Here is a 16,444-nt window from a genome sequence, read left to right as displayed (position 1 = left end):
TCAGTGGAGGAAGTCTACGGGATGCATGCGCTACCCGGCTTGAGATAGCGCAATTTTTCTTACATCTGCGGAAAAGAGTTAACCCTGTAACAGGCGGATCAACAGCGAGCCGTTATACATGGCATCTTTGACCAGCGCCGCGCCAGCCATCGTACCCTGGTTGGAAAACTGGGTGCTTTCTACCGCAATGTTCCGGCTGTAGGCAGGAAGCGACTGCTGCTGAATACAGGCCGTAATCGCCGGGAAGAGGATCTCCGCCGCCTGACTGAGCGGTGAGCCAATGAGGATTTTTTGCGGGTTGAAGAGGTTCACCATTATCGCCAGAATGCGGCCAACGTTATTCCCCACCCCGGTAATGATGTCCTTCGCCAGCAGATCCCCCTGGCGCGCGGCGGCGCAGAGTGAATCCACCGTTAAGGGTTGTCCGTGCAGCGAGGAGCTCATGGACTGGCTGAGCCTGACCTGCGCCAGCTCCAGCACGCTTTCCACGCTGGCAATGGTCTCCAGACAGCCGTGGTTGCCGCAGTAGCAGCGCTTACCGTACGGGTCGACCTGGGTGTGGCCAATTTCCACCAGGCTGCTGCTTCCGGCGTGGAGAAGACGTCCGTCGGTAATCACGCCCGCCCCGACGTTATGGTCGATGACCACCTGAATCACATCCCGCGCGCCGCGGGACGCGCCGAACAGCGCCTCCGCCATCGTCCAGGCGCTGATGTCATGCTGAATATAGACCGGCACGCCGGTATGGTTTTTCAGCACCTCGCCCAGCGGCATCTCTTTGACATCGTCGTAAAACGGCATGCGGTGAACAATACCATTTTCGGTATCAATAATGCCCGGCATGGTGATGGCAATCGCCGTTAAGCGTTCAAGCCGCTGCTGATGGCGAATAAAGAAGCGATCGATGTGCGAGACAATCGCGTCGAGGAGCGGTTCCTCCGCGTTGAGCGGCAGTTCAAGGCGGTCTTCCACCACCAGCTTGCTGCTCAGATCGCGCAGCGCAAGGAAGATCTCGCCGCGGCTGATGCGCAGCGACAGGTAGTGCCATGCTTCCGTCTCAACCACCAGCCCGACTGCCGGACGGCCACGGCTGCCCGGCTCCTGAATTTCCGTCTCCTGAACCAGGTGCGCTTCCAGCATCTCGCGGACAATCTTGGTGATACTGGCAGGTGCCAGTTGTGCCAGGCGCGAAAGATCGATACGCGAAACCGGACCAAGCTGATCAATCAGGCGATACACCGCGCCAGCGTTGGTCTGCTTAATCTGATCGATATGCCCTGGCTGACTATCAGCAACCACCTCGTACTCCCTTATTTTCGAGCTTCGAAATAAACTGTTTGCTATGGTGAAGCACTTGCATGGCTGCCGTCAAATATTTACTTAGCCATGTGATTTACCGCACATTTTTGCCCCCTTTTCCCGGAAAATGCCGCCCGGCAGAGGCGCTTATTAACTGCTGCTTGAAGCGCTGTGCGGCATGGCTCTGCTCGCGGTGTTTTGACCAGACCAGCCACATTTCGGAAACGGCATCCTCTTCGGCAATGGTCACCCAGCGCATTTCGCGCAACTGGACCCGTTTAAAGGAGGCCGGAAGAATAGACACGCCCAGCCCGGCGGCGACCAGACCGATAATGGTCATCGCTTCCCCGACTTCCTGGGTGATGACCGGGGCCAGATCGTAGCGGCGCATCAGCCCCAGGATATCGTCATACAGACCCGTTCCAACCTGCGGGTCAAAAAAGACAAACGGCTCTTTTGCCAGCTCTGCCAGCGAAACCGCCGGACGCGACGCCAGCGGGTGATCGTGTGGGATCATTGCCATCAGCGGCTCGCGCAGGATCACCTCCCACGCCAGCGTATCCGGCAGCTGGGTGTTACGCATCAGTCCCAGATCCAGGGAACCTTCATTCAGCGGCGCAATCTGCTCGCGGGTGTTGATTTCGCGCGTCTGAATATGAACATCCGGGAAATGGCGGCGGAATGACGACAGCGTTTCCGAGACGGCGCTGATAAACGGTGCCGACGAGGTAAACCCGATCCGCAGCTCTCCGGCTTCCCCGAGATAGAGCCGTTCTGCCCGGGCGGCGGCGTCCTCGACCATGCTCAGAATTTGTCGGCTGTCGTTCAGGAACTGCTTGCCCGCCGCCGTCAGGCTCACGCTGCGGTTGGTACGGGCCAGAAGGCGCGCCCCAACCTGCTGCTCCAGGATCTGAATCTGCTGGCTTAACGGGGGCTGAGAGATATTCAGCCGTGCCGCCGCGCGGCCAAAATGCAGCTCTTCGGCGACGGCGACAAAGTAGCGGAGGTGACGCAGCTCGATATTCATATTTTTAAAGTATCATTTGAGATTATTAATATATTAGACAGAATATTTACATTTTCCTACCCTGAAGAGGTGGTCATACCCGTCACCAGAAATCACGGGGATGTTTAAGCAAGGAAACTGTGTGAGTCGTACAACTACTATTGATATCGATCCGGCCAGAGATATCAATGATTTACCTGCAGCATCGCAGCCGGTCCAGTTCATTAAACGTGGTACCCCCCCATTTATGCGCGTCACGCTGGCGCTCTTTTCTGCCGGTCTGGCCACCTTCGCCCTGCTCTATTGCGTTCAGCCGATCCTGCCCGTCCTCTCGCATGAATTTGGCGTATCGCCTGCCAGCAGCAGCGTTTCACTCTCTATTTCTACCGGCATGCTGGCGATTGGCCTGCTCTTTACCGGGCCGCTGTCCGACGCCATTGGCCGTAAACAGGTGATGGTGACCGCGCTGATGCTGGCCTCGGTCTGCACGTTACTCTCGACCATGATGACCAGCTGGCACGGTATTCTGGTGATGCGCGCGCTGATTGGGCTATCGCTCAGCGGCGTGGCGGCGGTCGGGATGACCTATCTCAGCGAGGAGATTCACCCAAGCTTTGTTGCCTTCTCTATGGGGCTTTACATCAGCGGGAACTCGATTGGCGGAATGAGCGGACGCCTGCTGAGCGGGGTCTTTACGGACTTCTTTAGCTGGCGTATTGCGCTGGCGGTCATCGGGTGTTTTGCGCTGGCATCAGCCCTGATGTTCTGGAAAATTCTGCCGGAATCGCGCCATTTCCGCCCGACCTCTTTGCGCCCAAAAACGCTGTTTATCAACTTCCGCCTGCACTGGCGTGACAAAGGGCTGCCACGCCTGTTTCTGGTCGGCTTCCTGCTGATGGGCTCTTTCGTTACGCTGTTTAACTATATTGGCTATCGCCTGATGCTCTCTCCGTGGCACCTGAGCCAGGCGGTGGTCGGCCTGCTTTCCGTGGCGTACCTGACCGGCACCTGGAGCTCGCCGAAGGCCGGGGCGATGACCGCACGCTATGGCCGCGGCCCGGTCATGCTGTTCTTCACTGCGGTGATGCTGGTCGGCCTGCTGCTGACGCTCTTCTCCTCCCTGTGGCTGATTTTTGCCGGCATGCTGCTCTTCTCCGCGGGGTTCTTCGCCGCTCACTCGGTCGCCAGCAGCTGGATTGGTCCGCGCGCGCGTCGCGCCAAAGGTCAGGCATCGTCTCTTTATCTGTTTAGCTATTACCTGGGGTCCAGCATCGCCGGGACGCTCGGCGGCGTGTTCTGGCATAACTACGGCTGGAACGGCGTGGGCGGGTTTATCGCGCTGATGCTGTGCGCGGCGCTGCTGGTGGGAGCGAGTCTTCATAAACGTCTGAGATAGTAGGGGACTGATGCCCGGTAAGACGAGCGATCCCGAAAAACGGCACCAGCGTACTGGTGCCGTTTCACGTTCAGGAATCCCAGGCCTGCTCTATCTTACCGGCTTCAAACTGCGGAGGCGGTTTTCGGAAACGGCGCGTTAGCCATGTCAGGTAAAGGATCCCCAGTGCCGCCCAGATGAGGCCAAGCGTCAGGGACGTCGCTTCGAGGTTTATCCACAGCACGCCGACCGTAACGGCACCAATGAGCGGCAGCAGGAGATAGTGGAACCGATCTTTCCACGTTTTGTTCATCCCCTTACGCCGCCAGAAATGGTTGTACACCGAGAGATTAACAAACGTAAACGCCACCAGCGCGCCGAAGTTGATCAGCGCCGTCGCGGTCACGAGATCAAAGTACAGAGCCGACAGCGCCACTATCCCAACCATAATGACGTTCAGAGCCGGCGTACGCCATTTCGGATGCACGTAGCCAAACACGCGCTCCGGAAAGACGTTGTCACGCCCCATCACATACAGTAAGCGTGAGACGCTGGCGTGCGAGGCCAGGCCTGAAGCGAGCGTATTCACAAACGTGGTACACAGAAACACCGACTGGAAGAGCTTGCCGCCAACGTATAGCGCAATTTCCGGCAGCGCGGCGTCCGGATTCTTGAAGCGCGCGATCGACGGGAAAAAGAGCTGCATGAAAAATGAGGCAACAATGAATATCAGCCCGCCATACAGTGCGGTCAGGAAAATGGCTTTGGGAATAACCCGCGCTGCGTTTGGCGTCTCTTCCGACAGCGTGGTGACCGCGTCAAAGCCGAGGAAAGAGAAGCAGACGATAGTCGCGCCGGTAATAATCGGGATCAGGTGCGCGTTCTCGCTGATAAACGGCTGGAGCGACCAGACGGTGCCGACGCCCTCCCCCTTGTGCAGGCCATGCACCACGAGAATGACAAACACCACCATGATGGCGACCTGCACCAGCACAAACAGGGTGTTAAAGTTGGCGACCAGATTCACACTCTTCAGGTTCGCCAGCGTCAGGATCGTCACAAACCCCACCACCCAGACCCACGGCGGGACTTCAGGGAACAACGCGGAAAGGTAGATCTTCGCCAGCAGCACGTTAATCATCGGCAGGAAGAGATAGTCCAGCAGCGATGACCAGCCGACCATAAAGCCTAAGTGGGGGCCGATCGATTTCTGCGTGTAGGTGTACGCAGAGCCCGCTTCCGGGAACTGCCGTACCAGTTTGCCGTAGCTGATGGCGGTAAACATGACGCCAGCCAGCGCCAAGAGATACGAGGCGGGCACGTGGCCGTTGCTGATACCGGACACAATGCCGAAGGTATCAAACACGGTCATGGGGGTGAGATAAGCCAGCCCCATCATGACCACCTGCCAGAGCTTGAGGGAACTGCGTAGCCGGGTTCTTCCGGCCATGCGCGGCGAGTCAAGAGAGGTGTTAGTCGCCATAAACCGTCCCCCCCATGCTTACCGTGGTTTGCAATCGCGCTGTCCTTAACGCAAACCTGCTTAGCAAAGGGGGAAGTTGTAAAGAACACACGCGATCGTACCAGCGCACCGTCTCTGGCTCGCACTCACAGCAGGCGCCTGACTGGCCCCCTTCGCCCTGCGGATAGTTGAACATCTGCATCATTTCCTACCTCGTCACACAGTGTCGTTAAGAAAATCCCTGTGCCGCCTGCGCTCCATAACGCGACTCCCGGGAGATAGCTGGCGTGCCAGCAAACAGTTAGGCCAGGCTCCGCGCAGGCCGTTTGGTGATACGTATGAGATGAAACAAAGCGGCCCCTTACCGGGGCACGTTATCAGGCGTTTTTCAGCATCCACTCAATTTCAGTTTCGGTAATCAGGCGTTCAAACTGCAGTAATTCATCGTTTTTGCAGGCGTGATAGACGTGGCAGAAACGTTCGCCCAGCCGCTCGCGCAGGCTATCGTTTTGCATAAATTCCCACAGCGCATCGCTCTGACGAATCGGGAACGGCAGTCCGTCCTGCTCCAGACCATTGCCTTCCACTTCTTCCTGCAGGGGTAAATCGTTATCCAGCCCATGTAGAATGCCGGCAAAAATCGCCGCCATCACCAGATACGGATTCGCGTCGGCTCCCGCCACCCGGTACTCAACCCGATGGTTATGGCGATCGCCGCAGGGGATACGCAGGGCAACGGTGCGATTATTGTGTCCCCATGACGCCTGCGTCGGCACGTACATTCCCGGCTGGAAACGGCGGTAGGAGTTGACGTTCGGTGCCAGCAGCGCCATGGACGCCGGCATCAGATCGATCATCCCGGCCAGCGCGCGTTTCAGCAGCGCGGAATCATCGCCGCTGGCGTCTGCGAGCACGTTTTCGCCTCGGTTGTTTTGCATGCTGATGTGGATATGCATCCCGCTGCCCGCATGCTCTTCATACGGCTTTGCCATAAACGTGGCGTGCATCTTATGTTTTTCCGCCATCTGCCTGACGAGACGTTTTAGCGCCAGCGCATCGTCGCAGGCATCGAGCACGTTTTCCGTATGGTGCAGGTTAATCTCAAACTGGCCCGGGGAGGCCTCGGCCACTGCCCCGTCGGCGGGGATCAGCTGCAGCTGCGCCAGCTCGTCAATATCGTTCAGCACGTCAGCAAAGTGGTTCAGGTTATCAACCGAGTAGACCTGACTCTGCGTGTTACGCACGTCGGTGCCCGGCGCACAGGGTGGCTGCAGATAGCCGTCGGCATCGCGTTTACGGTCAAGTAAATAGAACTCCAGCTCTACCGCTACCACGGGGAACAGACCGCGCTGGCGCAGCTGCTGCCAGAGTCGGTTGAGTACGTTCCGCGGCTCAACGTCAAAGGGAGCGCCATCTTCATCGACCATGGTGAGCTGCACCTGACCAATGTATTCCGGGTCGGCGGCGGACGGTGTCAGGGTGCCCGGTAACGGCACGCAGATGCAGTCCGGCTCGCCGAGCTCCTGCCCCAGTCCCGCCTCTTCCACGACGTTACCCAAAATGTCCATGGCGAAAACCGATGCCGGGAAATAGCAGCCTTTTTCAAGTTTGCTCAGTCCGGCAACCGGGATGCGTTTGCCGCGAAAACAGCCGTTCAGGTCGGTCAGGAGGACGTCAATAAACTGGGTGTCAGGATACTTTTCTAAATAGCGCTTCACTTCCTGCGTAAAGGCGCTGCCCCGCCTCTCATCCGTGTGCTGCACAAAGTTCTCAACTTCTACGATATTGGTTTCCATGATTTACCACCGTTTTTGGGTTTTGCGTTCGCTGCTCAGGACTGTCAAATATAATGTCCACCCTATCGAATCTGTATGCAAACAAATTGTTTGTCAAATGTTAAATTAAGTTTGCAAAAGGCAGATCCCGTTGCTAGATTGAGAAAATATTGAACGAAAAGGCCGTTTCAGAGGTGAGAATGGCCTAAATTTAGTCCACTTTGTGAGGGCGATCATGGAAAATATAATGAACAAGCCAGTTATTGGCGTGGTGATGTGCAGAAACAGGCTTAAGGGTCATGAGACCCAGACCCTGCAAGAAAAGTACCTGAATGCCGTTATTAACGCAGGGGGCTTACCTATTGCCTTACCGCATGCGCTGGCAGAGCCAGAGCTAATGAACGCTCTGCTGCCAACCCTGGACGGGATTTACCTGCCGGGCAGCCCAAGTAACGTGCAGCCGCACCTTTATGGTGAAAACGGCGATGAGCCTAACGCCGATCCCGGGCGAGATCTTCTGAGTATGGCGCTGATTGCCGCCGCGCTCGAAAGGCGCATCCCCATTTTCGCCATCTGCCGGGGGCTGCAGGAACTGGTTGTTGCGACGGGAGGAACGCTGTATCGCCGCCTGTTCGAGCAGAACGACCTGCTTGAACACCGGGAGGATGCTGAACTGCCGGTTGAGCTACAATACGCCCCTTCTCATGAAGTTCAGGTTCAGGAAGGAGGACTGCTGTCTCAAATAATACCAGGCTGTAACAAATTTTGGGTAAACTCGTTACACGGGCAAGGCGCACGAACGTTAGGACCACGGCTCCGCGTGGAGGCCCGCTCGACGGACGGACTGGTCGAGGCGGTTAGCGTTCATGACCACCCTTTTGCCCTCGGCGTGCAATGGCACCCCGAATGGAACAGCAGCGAGTACGCCCTGTCACGCATGTTGTTTGAAGGTTTTATCACCGCCTGTCAAAGCCACGTTGCCGAGAAGCAACGGCTTTGACCACTATCGTAAAGGAAATGCAACTATGAGCGATGACGGACTGGCGCCAGGGAAACGTCTGTCAGAGATCCGCCAGCAGCTGGGTCTCTCGCAGCGGCGTGCCGCCGAACTGTCTGGGTTAACACACAGTGCCATCAGCACCATTGAGCAGGATAAAGTCAGTCCTGCCATCAGTACGCTGCAAAAGTTACTGAAAGTCTATGGGCTGTCGCTCTCGGAATTCTTTTCGGAACCGGAAAAACCTGATGAACCGCAGGTGGTTATTAATCAGGAAGACCTTATCGAAATAGGCAGTCAGGGGGTTTCGATGAAGCTGGTTCATAACGGAAATCCGAACCGTACGCTGGCGATGATTTTTGAAACTTACCAGCCTGGAACCACGACCGGAGAGAGGATCAAACATCAGGGTGAGGAGATCGGTACGATACTGGAAGGTGAAATAGTGCTGACTATTAATGGCCAGCCTTATCACCTGGTTGCGGGGCAGAGCTATGCCATCAATACCGGCATACCGCACAGCTTCAGCAACACCTCGGCAGGCATCTGCCGCATTATCAGTGCCCACACCCCCACCACGTTCTAATTACCACTCGGTCCCGGCGTAAGCGCGCTTACGCCGGGAAATATAAAAACGATCGATGTCGGCATTCAACGGGTTAATTCCCGGGATGCCTCACGGCTTCGTATTGCCTGAAACGGCCATGCCTTTATTTATCTGATTGCGAAAGAAAGGAGTGAATATGCATTTTAAGCACCTGACTTACTGGCAGGATAAAGCAAAAAACAGCGCCATTGAGGCCCGGTTATTTATTAACGGTGCCTATTGTGACGCCGCCGATAATGCCACGTTTGAAACCGTCAATCCCGCTACCCAAAAGACGCTGGCGAACGTGGCCCGGGGCAAGCAGGCGGACGTGGACCGTGCGGTTCAGACCGCGCGTGAGGTATTTGAGCGCGGTGACTGGTCACAGGCGTCTCCGGCGCAGCGCAAGGCCGTGCTAAATAGGCTCGCCGATCTGATGGAACGCCATAGCGAAGAGCTGGCGTTACTGGAAACGCTGGACACCGGTAAACCCATCCGCCACAGCCTGCGCGACGATATTCCCGGCGCGGCTCGCGCTATTCGCTGGTACGCCGAAGCGGCGGATAAAGTCTACGGCGAAGTGGCGCCTACGGGTCCGGGCGAGCTGGCGATGATCGTGCGCGAGCCCATCGGGGTTGTTGCGGCCATCGTCCCCTGGAACTTCCCGCTGCTGCTGGCCTGCTGGAAGCTGGGCCCGGCGCTGATCGTGGGCAACAGCGTGGTACTGAAACCGTCGGAGAAATCGCCGCTCTCCGCCCTGCGGCTGGCCGGGCTGGCGAAAGAGGCGGGCCTGCCGGACGGCGTGCTGAATGTGATAAGCGGTTACGGCCATGAAGCGGGCCAGGCGCTGGCGCTGCATCCGGAGGTTGAGGTGCTGACGTTTACCGGCTCTACCCATACCGGCAAGCAGCTGTTGAAGGACGCGGGTGAAAGCAACATGAAGCGCGTCTGGCTGGAGGCAGGCGGCAAGAGCGCCAACATTATCTTTGCCGACTGTCCGGACCTGGACAAGGCCGTGAGCGCGACCGCCGCCGGGATTTTTTATAACCAGGGACAAGTCTGTATCGCCGGTACCCGCCTGCTGCTCGAAGACAGCATCGCCGATGCGTTCCTGGCAGAGCTGAAAGCGCAGGCCCGTCACTGGCAGCCGGGCGATCCGCTCGACCCCGACAGCACGATGGGCATGCTCATCGACGCTGCACACGCCGATACCGTCCACACGTTTATTCGCGAGGGAACCCGGAAAGGCTCGCTGCTGCTGGACGGGCGGGAACAATCATGGCCTTCCGCAGTCGGTCCAACCATTTTTGTCGACCTCGAGCCCGACTCCCCGCTGTGCCGGGAAGAGATTTTCGGGCCGGTGCTGGTCGTTACCCGATTTAAAACCGAAGAGGAAGCCTTAACGCTGGCCAACGACAGTGAATACGGGCTTGGCGCGGCGGTATGGACCCGCGATCTCTCCCGCGCGCACCGCATGAGCCGGCGCCTGAAAGCAGGCTCGGTCTTCGTCAATAACTATAACGACGGCGATATGACCGTCCCCTTTGGCGGCTATAAGCAGAGCGGCAACGGTCGCGATAAGTCCCTGCACGCGCTGGAAAAATTTACCGAACTGAAAACCATCTGGATTGCCCTGGAGCCTCAATCATGACCGAACATACCACCAGCTACTACGCGGCCAGCGCGAACGCTTACGAACCTTTCCCGACGCTTAACGAGTCGATCAGCTGTGACGTGTGCGTGGTGGGCGGCGGCTATACCGGCCTCTCCTCCGCGCTGCACCTCGCCGAGATGGGCTACGACGTGGTGCTCCTTGAAGGGGCGCGCATCGGCTTCGGCGCCAGCGGACGCAACGGCGGCCAGCTGGTTAACTCCTACAGCCGCGATATCGACGTGATCGAGAAAAACTACGGGCCCGATGCCGCCAGAATGCTCGGGAGCATGATGTTTGAAGGCGGGGAAATCATCCGGGAGCGTATCCAGCGCTATCAGATCCAGTGCGACTATCGTCCCGGCGGGCTGTTTGTGGCGCTAAACCACAAGCAGCTGGAGACGCTGGAGGAGCAAAAAGCCAACTGGGAACGCTACGGCAACACGCAGCTGGAGCTGCTGGACGCCAGCGCCATCCGCCGGGAGGTCGACAGCGAACGCTATACCGGCGCGCTGCTGGACCGCAGCGGTGGGCATATTCATCCGCTGAACCTGGCGATCGGCGAAGCGGACGCCATTCGCCTGAACGGTGGCCGGGTGTATGAGCAGTCCCCGGTGACCGCCATTCAGCACACCAGCCCGGCCGTGGTGAGCACGCAGCATGGCCAGGTGACGGCCCGCTACGTGATCGTCGCCGGGAATGCCTATCTGGGCAATAAGATCGAACCGGAACTGGCAAAACGCAGCATGCCCTGCGGCACCCAGGTGGTGACCACCGCCCCGCTGCCTGAAGAGGTCGTCCGCACGCTGATCCCCAATAACTACTGCGTGGAAGATTGTAACTACCTGCTGGATTACTACCGTCTCACCGCCGACAACCGCCTGCTGTACGGTGGTGGCGTCGTCTATGGCGCGCGCGATCCGGACGATGTCGAGCGCCTGGTGATGCCAAAGCTGCTCAAGACCTTCCCTCAGCTGGCAGGCGTCAAAATCGACTACCGCTGGACGGGCAACTTCCTGCTGACCCTGTCGCGTATGCCGCAGTTTGGTCGTCTGGATAAAAACATCTATTACATGCAGGGCTACAGCGGCCACGGCGTGACCTGCACCCACCTGGCCGGACGGCTGATCTCGGAACTGTTGCGCGGTGACGCTGAGCGCTTTGATGCGTTTGCCAACCTTCCGCACTACCCCTTCCCGGGCGGCCGCAGCCTGCGGATTCCATTCACGGCGATGGGCGCGGCGTACTACAGCCTGCGCGATCGTCTTGGCGTATGATCGTTTCGACAAAAGGGTATCTGACATGAGTAACCAGGAATTTCATCAGCGCAGACTTTCTGCCACCCCGCGCGGCGTAGGCGTAATGTGTGATTTCTTTGCCCGCTCGGCGGAGAATGCCACGCTTACCGACGTGGAAGGCAACGACTATATTGATTTCGCCGCCGGGATCGCGGTACTGAATACCGGCCATCGTCATCCTGAACTGGTGGCTGCCGTAGAAAAACAGCTTCACCAGTTCACCCACACGGCCTACCAGATTGTGCCGTATGAAAGCTACGTTTCATTGGCCGAAAAACTTAACGAGCTGGCCCCGGTGCAGAGCCCGGCCAAAACGGCGTTCTTCACAACGGGCGCGGAAGCGGTGGAAAATGCCATTAAAATCGCCCGGGCCCACACCGGCAGACCGGGTGTGATAGCCTTCGGGGGAGGCTTTCACGGCCGAACCTATATGACCATGGCGTTAACCGGCAAGGTCGCACCTTACAAGCTGGGATTTGGCCCCTTCCCGGGGTCGGTTTATCACGTGCCGTATCCCTCCGAGCTGCACGGCATCACGACGCAGGATGCCATCACGGCGATAGAACGCCTGTTCAAAGCAGATATTGAGGCGAAACAGGTGGCGGCGATTATTTTTGAACCCATCCAGGGTGAAGGCGGATTCAACGTCGCCCCGCCAGAACTGGTGGCCGCCATCCGCCGCATCTGTGATGAGCACGGGATTGTGATGATTGCCGACGAAGTGCAGAGCGGCTTCGCCCGTACGGGTAAGCTGTTTGCGATGGAACACTACGCGGACAAACCCGACCTGATGACGATGGCTAAAAGCCTGGCAGGCGGAATGCCGCTGTCCGGCGTGGTGGGTCGCGCCGACATCATGGACGCGCCGGCGCCCGGCGGCCTGGGGGGAACCTATGCCGGCAACCCGCTTGCGGTGGCCGCCGCGCACGCGGTGCTGAAGATTATCGACAACGAGTCGCTGTGCGCACGCGCCCGTCAGCTGGGCGATCGGCTGAAAGCCACGCTGGAGGAGATTCAGGGCACCTTCCCTGCACTCGTGGCGATAAGGGGAAGAGGATCGATGATCGCGGCGGAGTTTTTTGATCCCGAGAGCCGTGAACCTTCAGCCGCCATCGCGCAGGCGATCCAGCAAAAGGCGCTCGCTCAGGGCCTGCTGTTGTTGATCTGCGGCCAGTACGGCAACGTGATCCGCTTCCTTTATCCGCTGACCATTCCGGATGCCCAGTTCACCCAGGCACTGGCGATCCTGCAACAGATTATGCGCGATAAGGCCTGAGTGCCCACCGAAAACCGTCTCCCGGAATTCCGGCGACGGTTTCAACGGAGGAAATCGGCACAGATTTCCTCCGTGTGGGAAATGTTGGGGAATTGGGTCCGTTTCATTGTATGCTCCCTGAAACACATCCCTGGCATGAGGAAATAAGAATTGCAAAAAATATCAGCCTATCAGTCACTTGTGAAAATCTTCCAGCGTCTCTCCCGCTTCTCGCACCTCTCCTCCATCGCCAGCTGGGACATGTTCACCATGATGCCGCCAGGCGGCAGCGCCGCGCGCGGCGAGGCGCTGGCGGAGATGAGCGTCCTGCAGCACCAGATCCTGACCGATAAAAAAGTCGGTGACCTGTTAGCGGCAGCGGCAGGAGAAGATCTGAATGACGTCGAGCAGGCCAACCTGCGCGAAATGACGCGCCACTACCAGCAGGCGACCCTGCTGCCCGAATCGCTGGTGGAAGCCAAATCGCTGGCGGGCAATAAATGTGAACACGCCTGGCGTACCCAGCGTCCCGCCAACGACTGGCAGGGCTTTTCCGCCAACCTGAAAGAGGTGGTCAAACTCAGCCGCGAAGAGGCTCGCCTGCGGGCGGAAGCCAAAGGCTGTACGCCTTACGACGCGCTGCTGGATATTTTTGAACCCGACATGACCAGCGCTCGTCTGGACGTTCTGTTCGGCGATATGAAGTCCTGGCTACCGGACCTGCTGGCAAACGTGGTGGAAAAACAGGCTCAGCGCTCGTTCGTTCCCCCTCAGGGCCCCTTCCCGACGGCAACACAGCGTGAACTGGGCCTGGAAGCCATGAAGATGCTCGGCTTCGATTTTAACAGCGGTCGCCTCGACGTAAGCGCGCACCCGTTCTGCGGCGGCGTACCGGAGGACGTGCGCATCACCACGCGCTATGACGAGGATGAGCTGCTTAGCGCGCTGTTTGGCGTGATCCACGAAACCGGACACGCGCGCTACGAACAAAACCTGCCGCGCGCGTGGGCAGGACAGCCGATTGCGCTGGCCCGCTCAACCGCGATCCATGAATCACAGAGCCTGTTCTTTGAGATGCAGCTGGGACGCAGTGAAGCCTTCCTCAAGCATCTTCTCCCTGCGGTGCATGCCCGCTTTGGCAGCCAGGCGGCGTTCAGCGAAGAGAACTTTATCGCCTGGAACCAGCGCGTGAAGCCGGGCTATATCCGCGTCGATGCGGACGAAGTGAGCTACCCGGCGCACGTGGTGCTGCGCTATGAGATTGAGCGGTCGCTGATCAACGGCGAGATCGAAGTGGACGATATCCCTGCCCTGTGGGACGAGAAAATGCAGGCCTGGCTCGGGTTATCCACCAAAGACAACTACCGCAACGGCTGTATGCAGGATATTCACTGGACTGACGGCGGTTTTGGCTACTTCCCGTCGTATACGCTGGGGGCCATGTATGCCGCGCAGCTGTTCCATGCCGCGAAAACGGCGCTTCCGGGTCTGCAGGCCTCCATCGCTGAGGGCGATTTTTCTGCACTCTTTGAGTGGCTGCGTCAGAACATCTGGCAGCACGGCAGTCGCTTCAGCACGTCGCAGTTAATTACCCAGGCGACGGGCGAGGATCTGAACATCCGTTACTTCCGCGAACATCTGACCTCGCGCTATTTGTAATCTGTTTGGCCGGAGGTGAGGGACCTCCAGTAAATTTTTTAAGCAGAAGCGATAACCTTGTTTCAGAACGACTAAAGGCTTTCAGCGATGCCCTGGTCCGGCTGTAAATCGCTGAGGCGTTTGCCTTCCGGCCGGGGCGAGGCGCATGGATGCGCCGAGAGGGCGGGCTTTACAGGGATGTTACCTCCGCCCGTTCCCGATAAGCCGGAAGGAATACGCCGAGGGCACCGCGAAGCGGCGATTTACCGCCGGGAGCCAGGGTTGCCAGGGTGGTGGCGACTGAGCCACCCTGGCACGTTCACAGGCCATGTCGTTAAAGAGTAGCAAGGAATATAAAGTGAACGGAATGACCACCAGAGCCGTATGTTCCCCCTCACCCCAGCCCTCTCCCTCAAGGGAGAGGGGGTCGTCTGTGCAGGCATTATTTTATAGGGAACACCGGCAATGTACATATGGTTACACGCCGATACCAATCACTCACGGAAACCTCGAATTTACAGGGATATAGTTATTTCAACGGCCCCGCAGTGGGGTTAAATGAAAAACCAAATTCGAGGGTATGAGAATGAATAAAGTATTAGCTCTGGTTGTTGCCGCTGCTATGGGTCTGTCTTCTGCTGCATTTGCTGCTGACACTACCGCAACTGCTGCACCGGCTGCCGCACCTGCTGCAACCACCACCGCTGCCCCAGCAAAAGCGGTTCACCATAAGAAACATCACAAAGCTGCAGCGAAAAAAGAAGCCGCTGCACCTGCAACCGCAGCACCAACCGAGCAGAAAGCTCAGGCTGCCAAAAAGCACCACCACAAAAAAGCCGCTAAACCGGCTGTAGAGCAAAAAGCTCAGGCTGCTAAAAAGCATCACCACAAAAAAGCCGCTAAACCGGCTGTAGAGCAGAAAGCTCAGGCTGCTAAAAAGCATCACAAAAAAGCAGTAAAACACGAAGCTGCTAAACCAGCTGCACAGCCAGCTGCGTAAGAGTACAAGCTAAACCGTGCCCTTCGGGGCACGTTGGTAAACCGGCGCCGAACCGGAACAGGTTCCGCGCCGTTTTTTTTATCCGGAGGGCGTATGCTGCGACGCTATCGGTTTGAGCTGATTCTGATCCTGCTTATTTTATGCGCGCTCATCGCCAGCCATTTTTATCTTTCCTGATTGTAGCACGCTGATTTTGCTCCCACTTTAGCGCTGTCCCGTCTATAGTATTTTCATAGGGTTCACTTTTAATAATCATAATTACCCCCACCAGAGTGTGATATGCGTAAATCTGTTGTGTTGTTACTGGGAACGTTTGGTCTTTTTTCTGGATTTTCACATGCGGATGATGGCGGTGATGACACCATTAGCGCGAAAGAGCTAAAGACGCTTTTTTTCGGTCATGACGATCGCACGCGCGTCGCCGATCCCACTCAGGCTCCCTGGGATGCTATAGGTCAACTGGAAACCGCCAGCGGTAACTTATGTACTGCGACGTTGATCACCCCACAGCTTGCCCTGACGGCAGGCCATTGTCTGTTAACGCCGCCAAACGGCAAGCCGGATAAAGCGGTTGCCCTGCGGTTTGTGTCGCAAAAAGGGACCTGGCGCTATGAAATCCACGGCATTGAAGGTCGGGTTGATCCCTCTCTTGGCAAACGCTTGAAACCGGATGGTGACGGCTGGATCGTGCCGCCGGGGGCTGCCTCATGGGACTTTGGCCTGATCGTTTTACGCTACCCGCCTTCAGGCATTACGCCACTGCCGTTATTTGAGGGCGACAAAGCCGCACTCACCGCCGCGCTGAAAGCCACTGACCGGAAGGTGACGCAATCGGGCTATCCTGTCGATCATCTGGATACGCTTTATACGCATACCGACTGTATTGTGACGGGCTGGGCGCAAACCAGCGTGCTCTCCCATCAGTGCGATACGTTACCGGGCGATAGCGGCTCACCGCTGATGCTGAAAACAGATAACGGCTGGCAGCTGATCGGTGTGCAGAGCTCTGCCCCGGCGGCGAAAGATCGCTGGCGCGCCGATAACCGGGCCTTGTCCGTGACCGGTTTTCGCGACAAGCTGGAAGCGCTGGCGCAGCAGTAAA

The 16,444-nt window shown here is 57.8% G+C and carries 14 protein-coding genes; 9 read left to right on the top strand and 5 right to left on the bottom strand.

All coding sequences use genetic code 11. The features are described from left to right. Positions 1–78 precede the first annotated feature (78 nt). Together mlc and ACMGG5_RS16595 are read right to left on the bottom strand one after the other, a co-directional pair. Positions 79–1,299 (bottom strand): sugar metabolism global transcriptional regulator Mlc, encoded by a 1,221-nt coding sequence (mlc, locus tag ACMGG5_RS16600; protein ID WP_024909131.1) that lies wholly within the window; start codon positions 1,297–1,299, stop codon positions 79–81. A 94-nt stretch (positions 1,300–1,393) separates the two neighbouring features. Then, positions 1,394–2,326 (bottom strand): LysR family transcriptional regulator, encoded by a 933-nt coding sequence (locus ACMGG5_RS16595; protein WP_048989573.1) that lies wholly within the window; start codon positions 2,324–2,326, stop codon positions 1,394–1,396. A 121-nt stretch (positions 2,327–2,447) separates the two neighbouring features. On the opposite strand from ACMGG5_RS16595, the gene ACMGG5_RS16590 reads away from it, so the two are divergent. Then, a complete protein-coding gene (locus ACMGG5_RS16590) occupies positions 2,448–3,701 on the top strand; it encodes an MFS transporter (protein ID WP_090417194.1) in 1,254 nt (417 codons plus the stop codon). Positions 3,702–3,771: 70 nt separating this feature from the next. On the opposite strand, the gene ACMGG5_RS16585 is transcribed toward ACMGG5_RS16590, so the two are convergent. The 3 genes from ACMGG5_RS16585 to ACMGG5_RS16575 form a co-directional block, all read right to left on the bottom strand. Beyond that, positions 3,772–5,163, bottom strand: a complete 1,392-nt coding sequence (locus ACMGG5_RS16585; RefSeq protein WP_208763807.1) for an APC family permease — start codon at positions 5,161–5,163, stop codon at positions 3,772–3,774. Beyond that, entirely contained in the window at positions 5,153–5,338 is a 186-nt protein-coding gene (locus ACMGG5_RS16580) for a hypothetical protein (RefSeq protein ID WP_418251760.1), read from the bottom strand. Before ACMGG5_RS16580 ends, ACMGG5_RS16585 begins: the two co-directional genes overlap by 11 nt. 181 nt (positions 5,339–5,519) lie before the next feature. Next, positions 5,520–6,938 (bottom strand): glutamine synthetase family protein, encoded by a 1,419-nt coding sequence (locus tag ACMGG5_RS16575; protein WP_420278199.1) that lies wholly within the window; start codon positions 6,936–6,938, stop codon positions 5,520–5,522. Positions 6,939–7,152: 214 nt separating this feature from the next. Between ACMGG5_RS16575 and puuD the strand changes: the two genes are divergently transcribed. The 8 genes from puuD to ACMGG5_RS16535 all read left to right on the top strand — a co-directional run bounded on the left by puuD (position 7,153) and on the right by ACMGG5_RS16535 (position 16,443). After that, entirely contained in the window at positions 7,153–7,917 is a 765-nt protein-coding gene (puuD, locus tag ACMGG5_RS16570) for a gamma-glutamyl-gamma-aminobutyrate hydrolase (RefSeq protein WP_032651105.1), read from the top strand. A gap of 25 nt (positions 7,918–7,942) precedes the next feature. Then, on the top strand, positions 7,943–8,500 hold the full coding sequence (gene puuR, locus ACMGG5_RS16565; protein ID WP_013096835.1) for an HTH-type transcriptional regulator PuuR: 558 nt from the start codon (positions 7,943–7,945) through the stop codon (positions 8,498–8,500). A 157-nt stretch (positions 8,501–8,657) separates the two neighbouring features. Further along, positions 8,658–10,151 carry an aldehyde dehydrogenase PuuC gene (gene puuC, locus ACMGG5_RS16560; RefSeq protein ID WP_090417198.1) on the top strand — a complete coding sequence of 498 codons (1,494 nt, stop codon included), beginning with the start codon at positions 8,658–8,660 and terminating at the stop codon, positions 10,149–10,151. Continuing rightward, positions 10,148–11,428 carry an NAD(P)/FAD-dependent oxidoreductase gene (locus ACMGG5_RS16555; protein ID WP_061715372.1) on the top strand — a complete coding sequence of 427 codons (1,281 nt, stop codon included), beginning with the start codon at positions 10,148–10,150 and terminating at the stop codon, positions 11,426–11,428. Before puuC ends, ACMGG5_RS16555 begins: the two co-directional genes overlap by 4 nt. 25 nt (positions 11,429–11,453) lie before the next feature. After that, positions 11,454–12,725, top strand: coding sequence for a 4-aminobutyrate transaminase (gene puuE, locus ACMGG5_RS16550; RefSeq protein ID WP_090417200.1), 1,272 nt, complete (start codon positions 11,454–11,456; stop codon positions 12,723–12,725). A gap of 150 nt (positions 12,726–12,875) precedes the next feature. Next, entirely contained in the window at positions 12,876–14,363 is a 1,488-nt protein-coding gene (locus ACMGG5_RS16545; protein WP_061715374.1) for a carboxypeptidase M32, read from the top strand. 565 nt (positions 14,364–14,928) lie between these two features. Next, entirely contained in the window at positions 14,929–15,342 is a 414-nt protein-coding gene (gene asr, locus ACMGG5_RS16540) for an acid resistance repetitive basic protein Asr (RefSeq protein ID WP_032651095.1), read from the top strand. A 279-nt stretch (positions 15,343–15,621) separates the two neighbouring features. Further along, on the top strand, positions 15,622–16,443 hold the full coding sequence (locus ACMGG5_RS16535) for a trypsin-like serine peptidase (protein ID WP_090417202.1): 822 nt from the start codon (positions 15,622–15,624) through the stop codon (positions 16,441–16,443). Position 16,444: the final 1 nt, after the last annotated feature.

It is taken from the genome of Enterobacter sp. BNK-34, from assembly GCF_048684445.1.
Classification (GTDB): domain Bacteria; phylum Pseudomonadota; class Gammaproteobacteria; order Enterobacterales; family Enterobacteriaceae; genus Enterobacter; species Enterobacter pseudoroggenkampii.
The sequence above is the reverse complement of the archived record's forward strand: the minus strand, read 5'-3'. Positions and strand labels throughout refer to the sequence as shown.

Excerpts from the sequence above, each read along its gene's own strand:
- ACMGG5_RS16595 (WP_048989573.1), bottom strand. The coding sequence starts at position 2,326 with ATGAATATCGAGCTGCGTCACCTCCGCTACTTTGTCGCCGTCGCCGAA.
- ACMGG5_RS16585 (WP_208763807.1), bottom strand. The coding sequence starts at position 5,163 with ATGGCGACTAACACCTCTCTTGACTCGCCGCGCATGGCCGGAAGAACC.
- ACMGG5_RS16580 (WP_418251760.1), bottom strand. The coding sequence starts at position 5,338 with ATGTTCAACTATCCGCAGGGCGAAGGGGGCCAGTCAGGCGCCTGCTGT.
- ACMGG5_RS16575 (WP_420278199.1), bottom strand. The coding sequence starts at position 6,938 with ATGGAAACCAATATCGTAGAAGTTGAGAACTTTGTGCAGCACACGGAT.
- puuD (WP_032651105.1), top strand. The coding sequence starts at position 7,153 with ATGGAAAATATAATGAACAAGCCAGTTATTGGCGTGGTGATGTGCAGA.
- puuR (WP_013096835.1), top strand. The coding sequence starts at position 7,943 with ATGAGCGATGACGGACTGGCGCCAGGGAAACGTCTGTCAGAGATCCGC.
- puuC (WP_090417198.1), top strand. The coding sequence starts at position 8,658 with ATGCATTTTAAGCACCTGACTTACTGGCAGGATAAAGCAAAAAACAGC.
- ACMGG5_RS16555 (WP_061715372.1), top strand. The coding sequence starts at position 10,148 with ATGACCGAACATACCACCAGCTACTACGCGGCCAGCGCGAACGCTTAC.
- puuE (WP_090417200.1), top strand. The coding sequence starts at position 11,454 with ATGAGTAACCAGGAATTTCATCAGCGCAGACTTTCTGCCACCCCGCGC.
- asr (WP_032651095.1), top strand. The coding sequence starts at position 14,929 with ATGAATAAAGTATTAGCTCTGGTTGTTGCCGCTGCTATGGGTCTGTCT.
- ACMGG5_RS16535 (WP_090417202.1), top strand. The coding sequence starts at position 15,622 with ATGCGTAAATCTGTTGTGTTGTTACTGGGAACGTTTGGTCTTTTTTCT.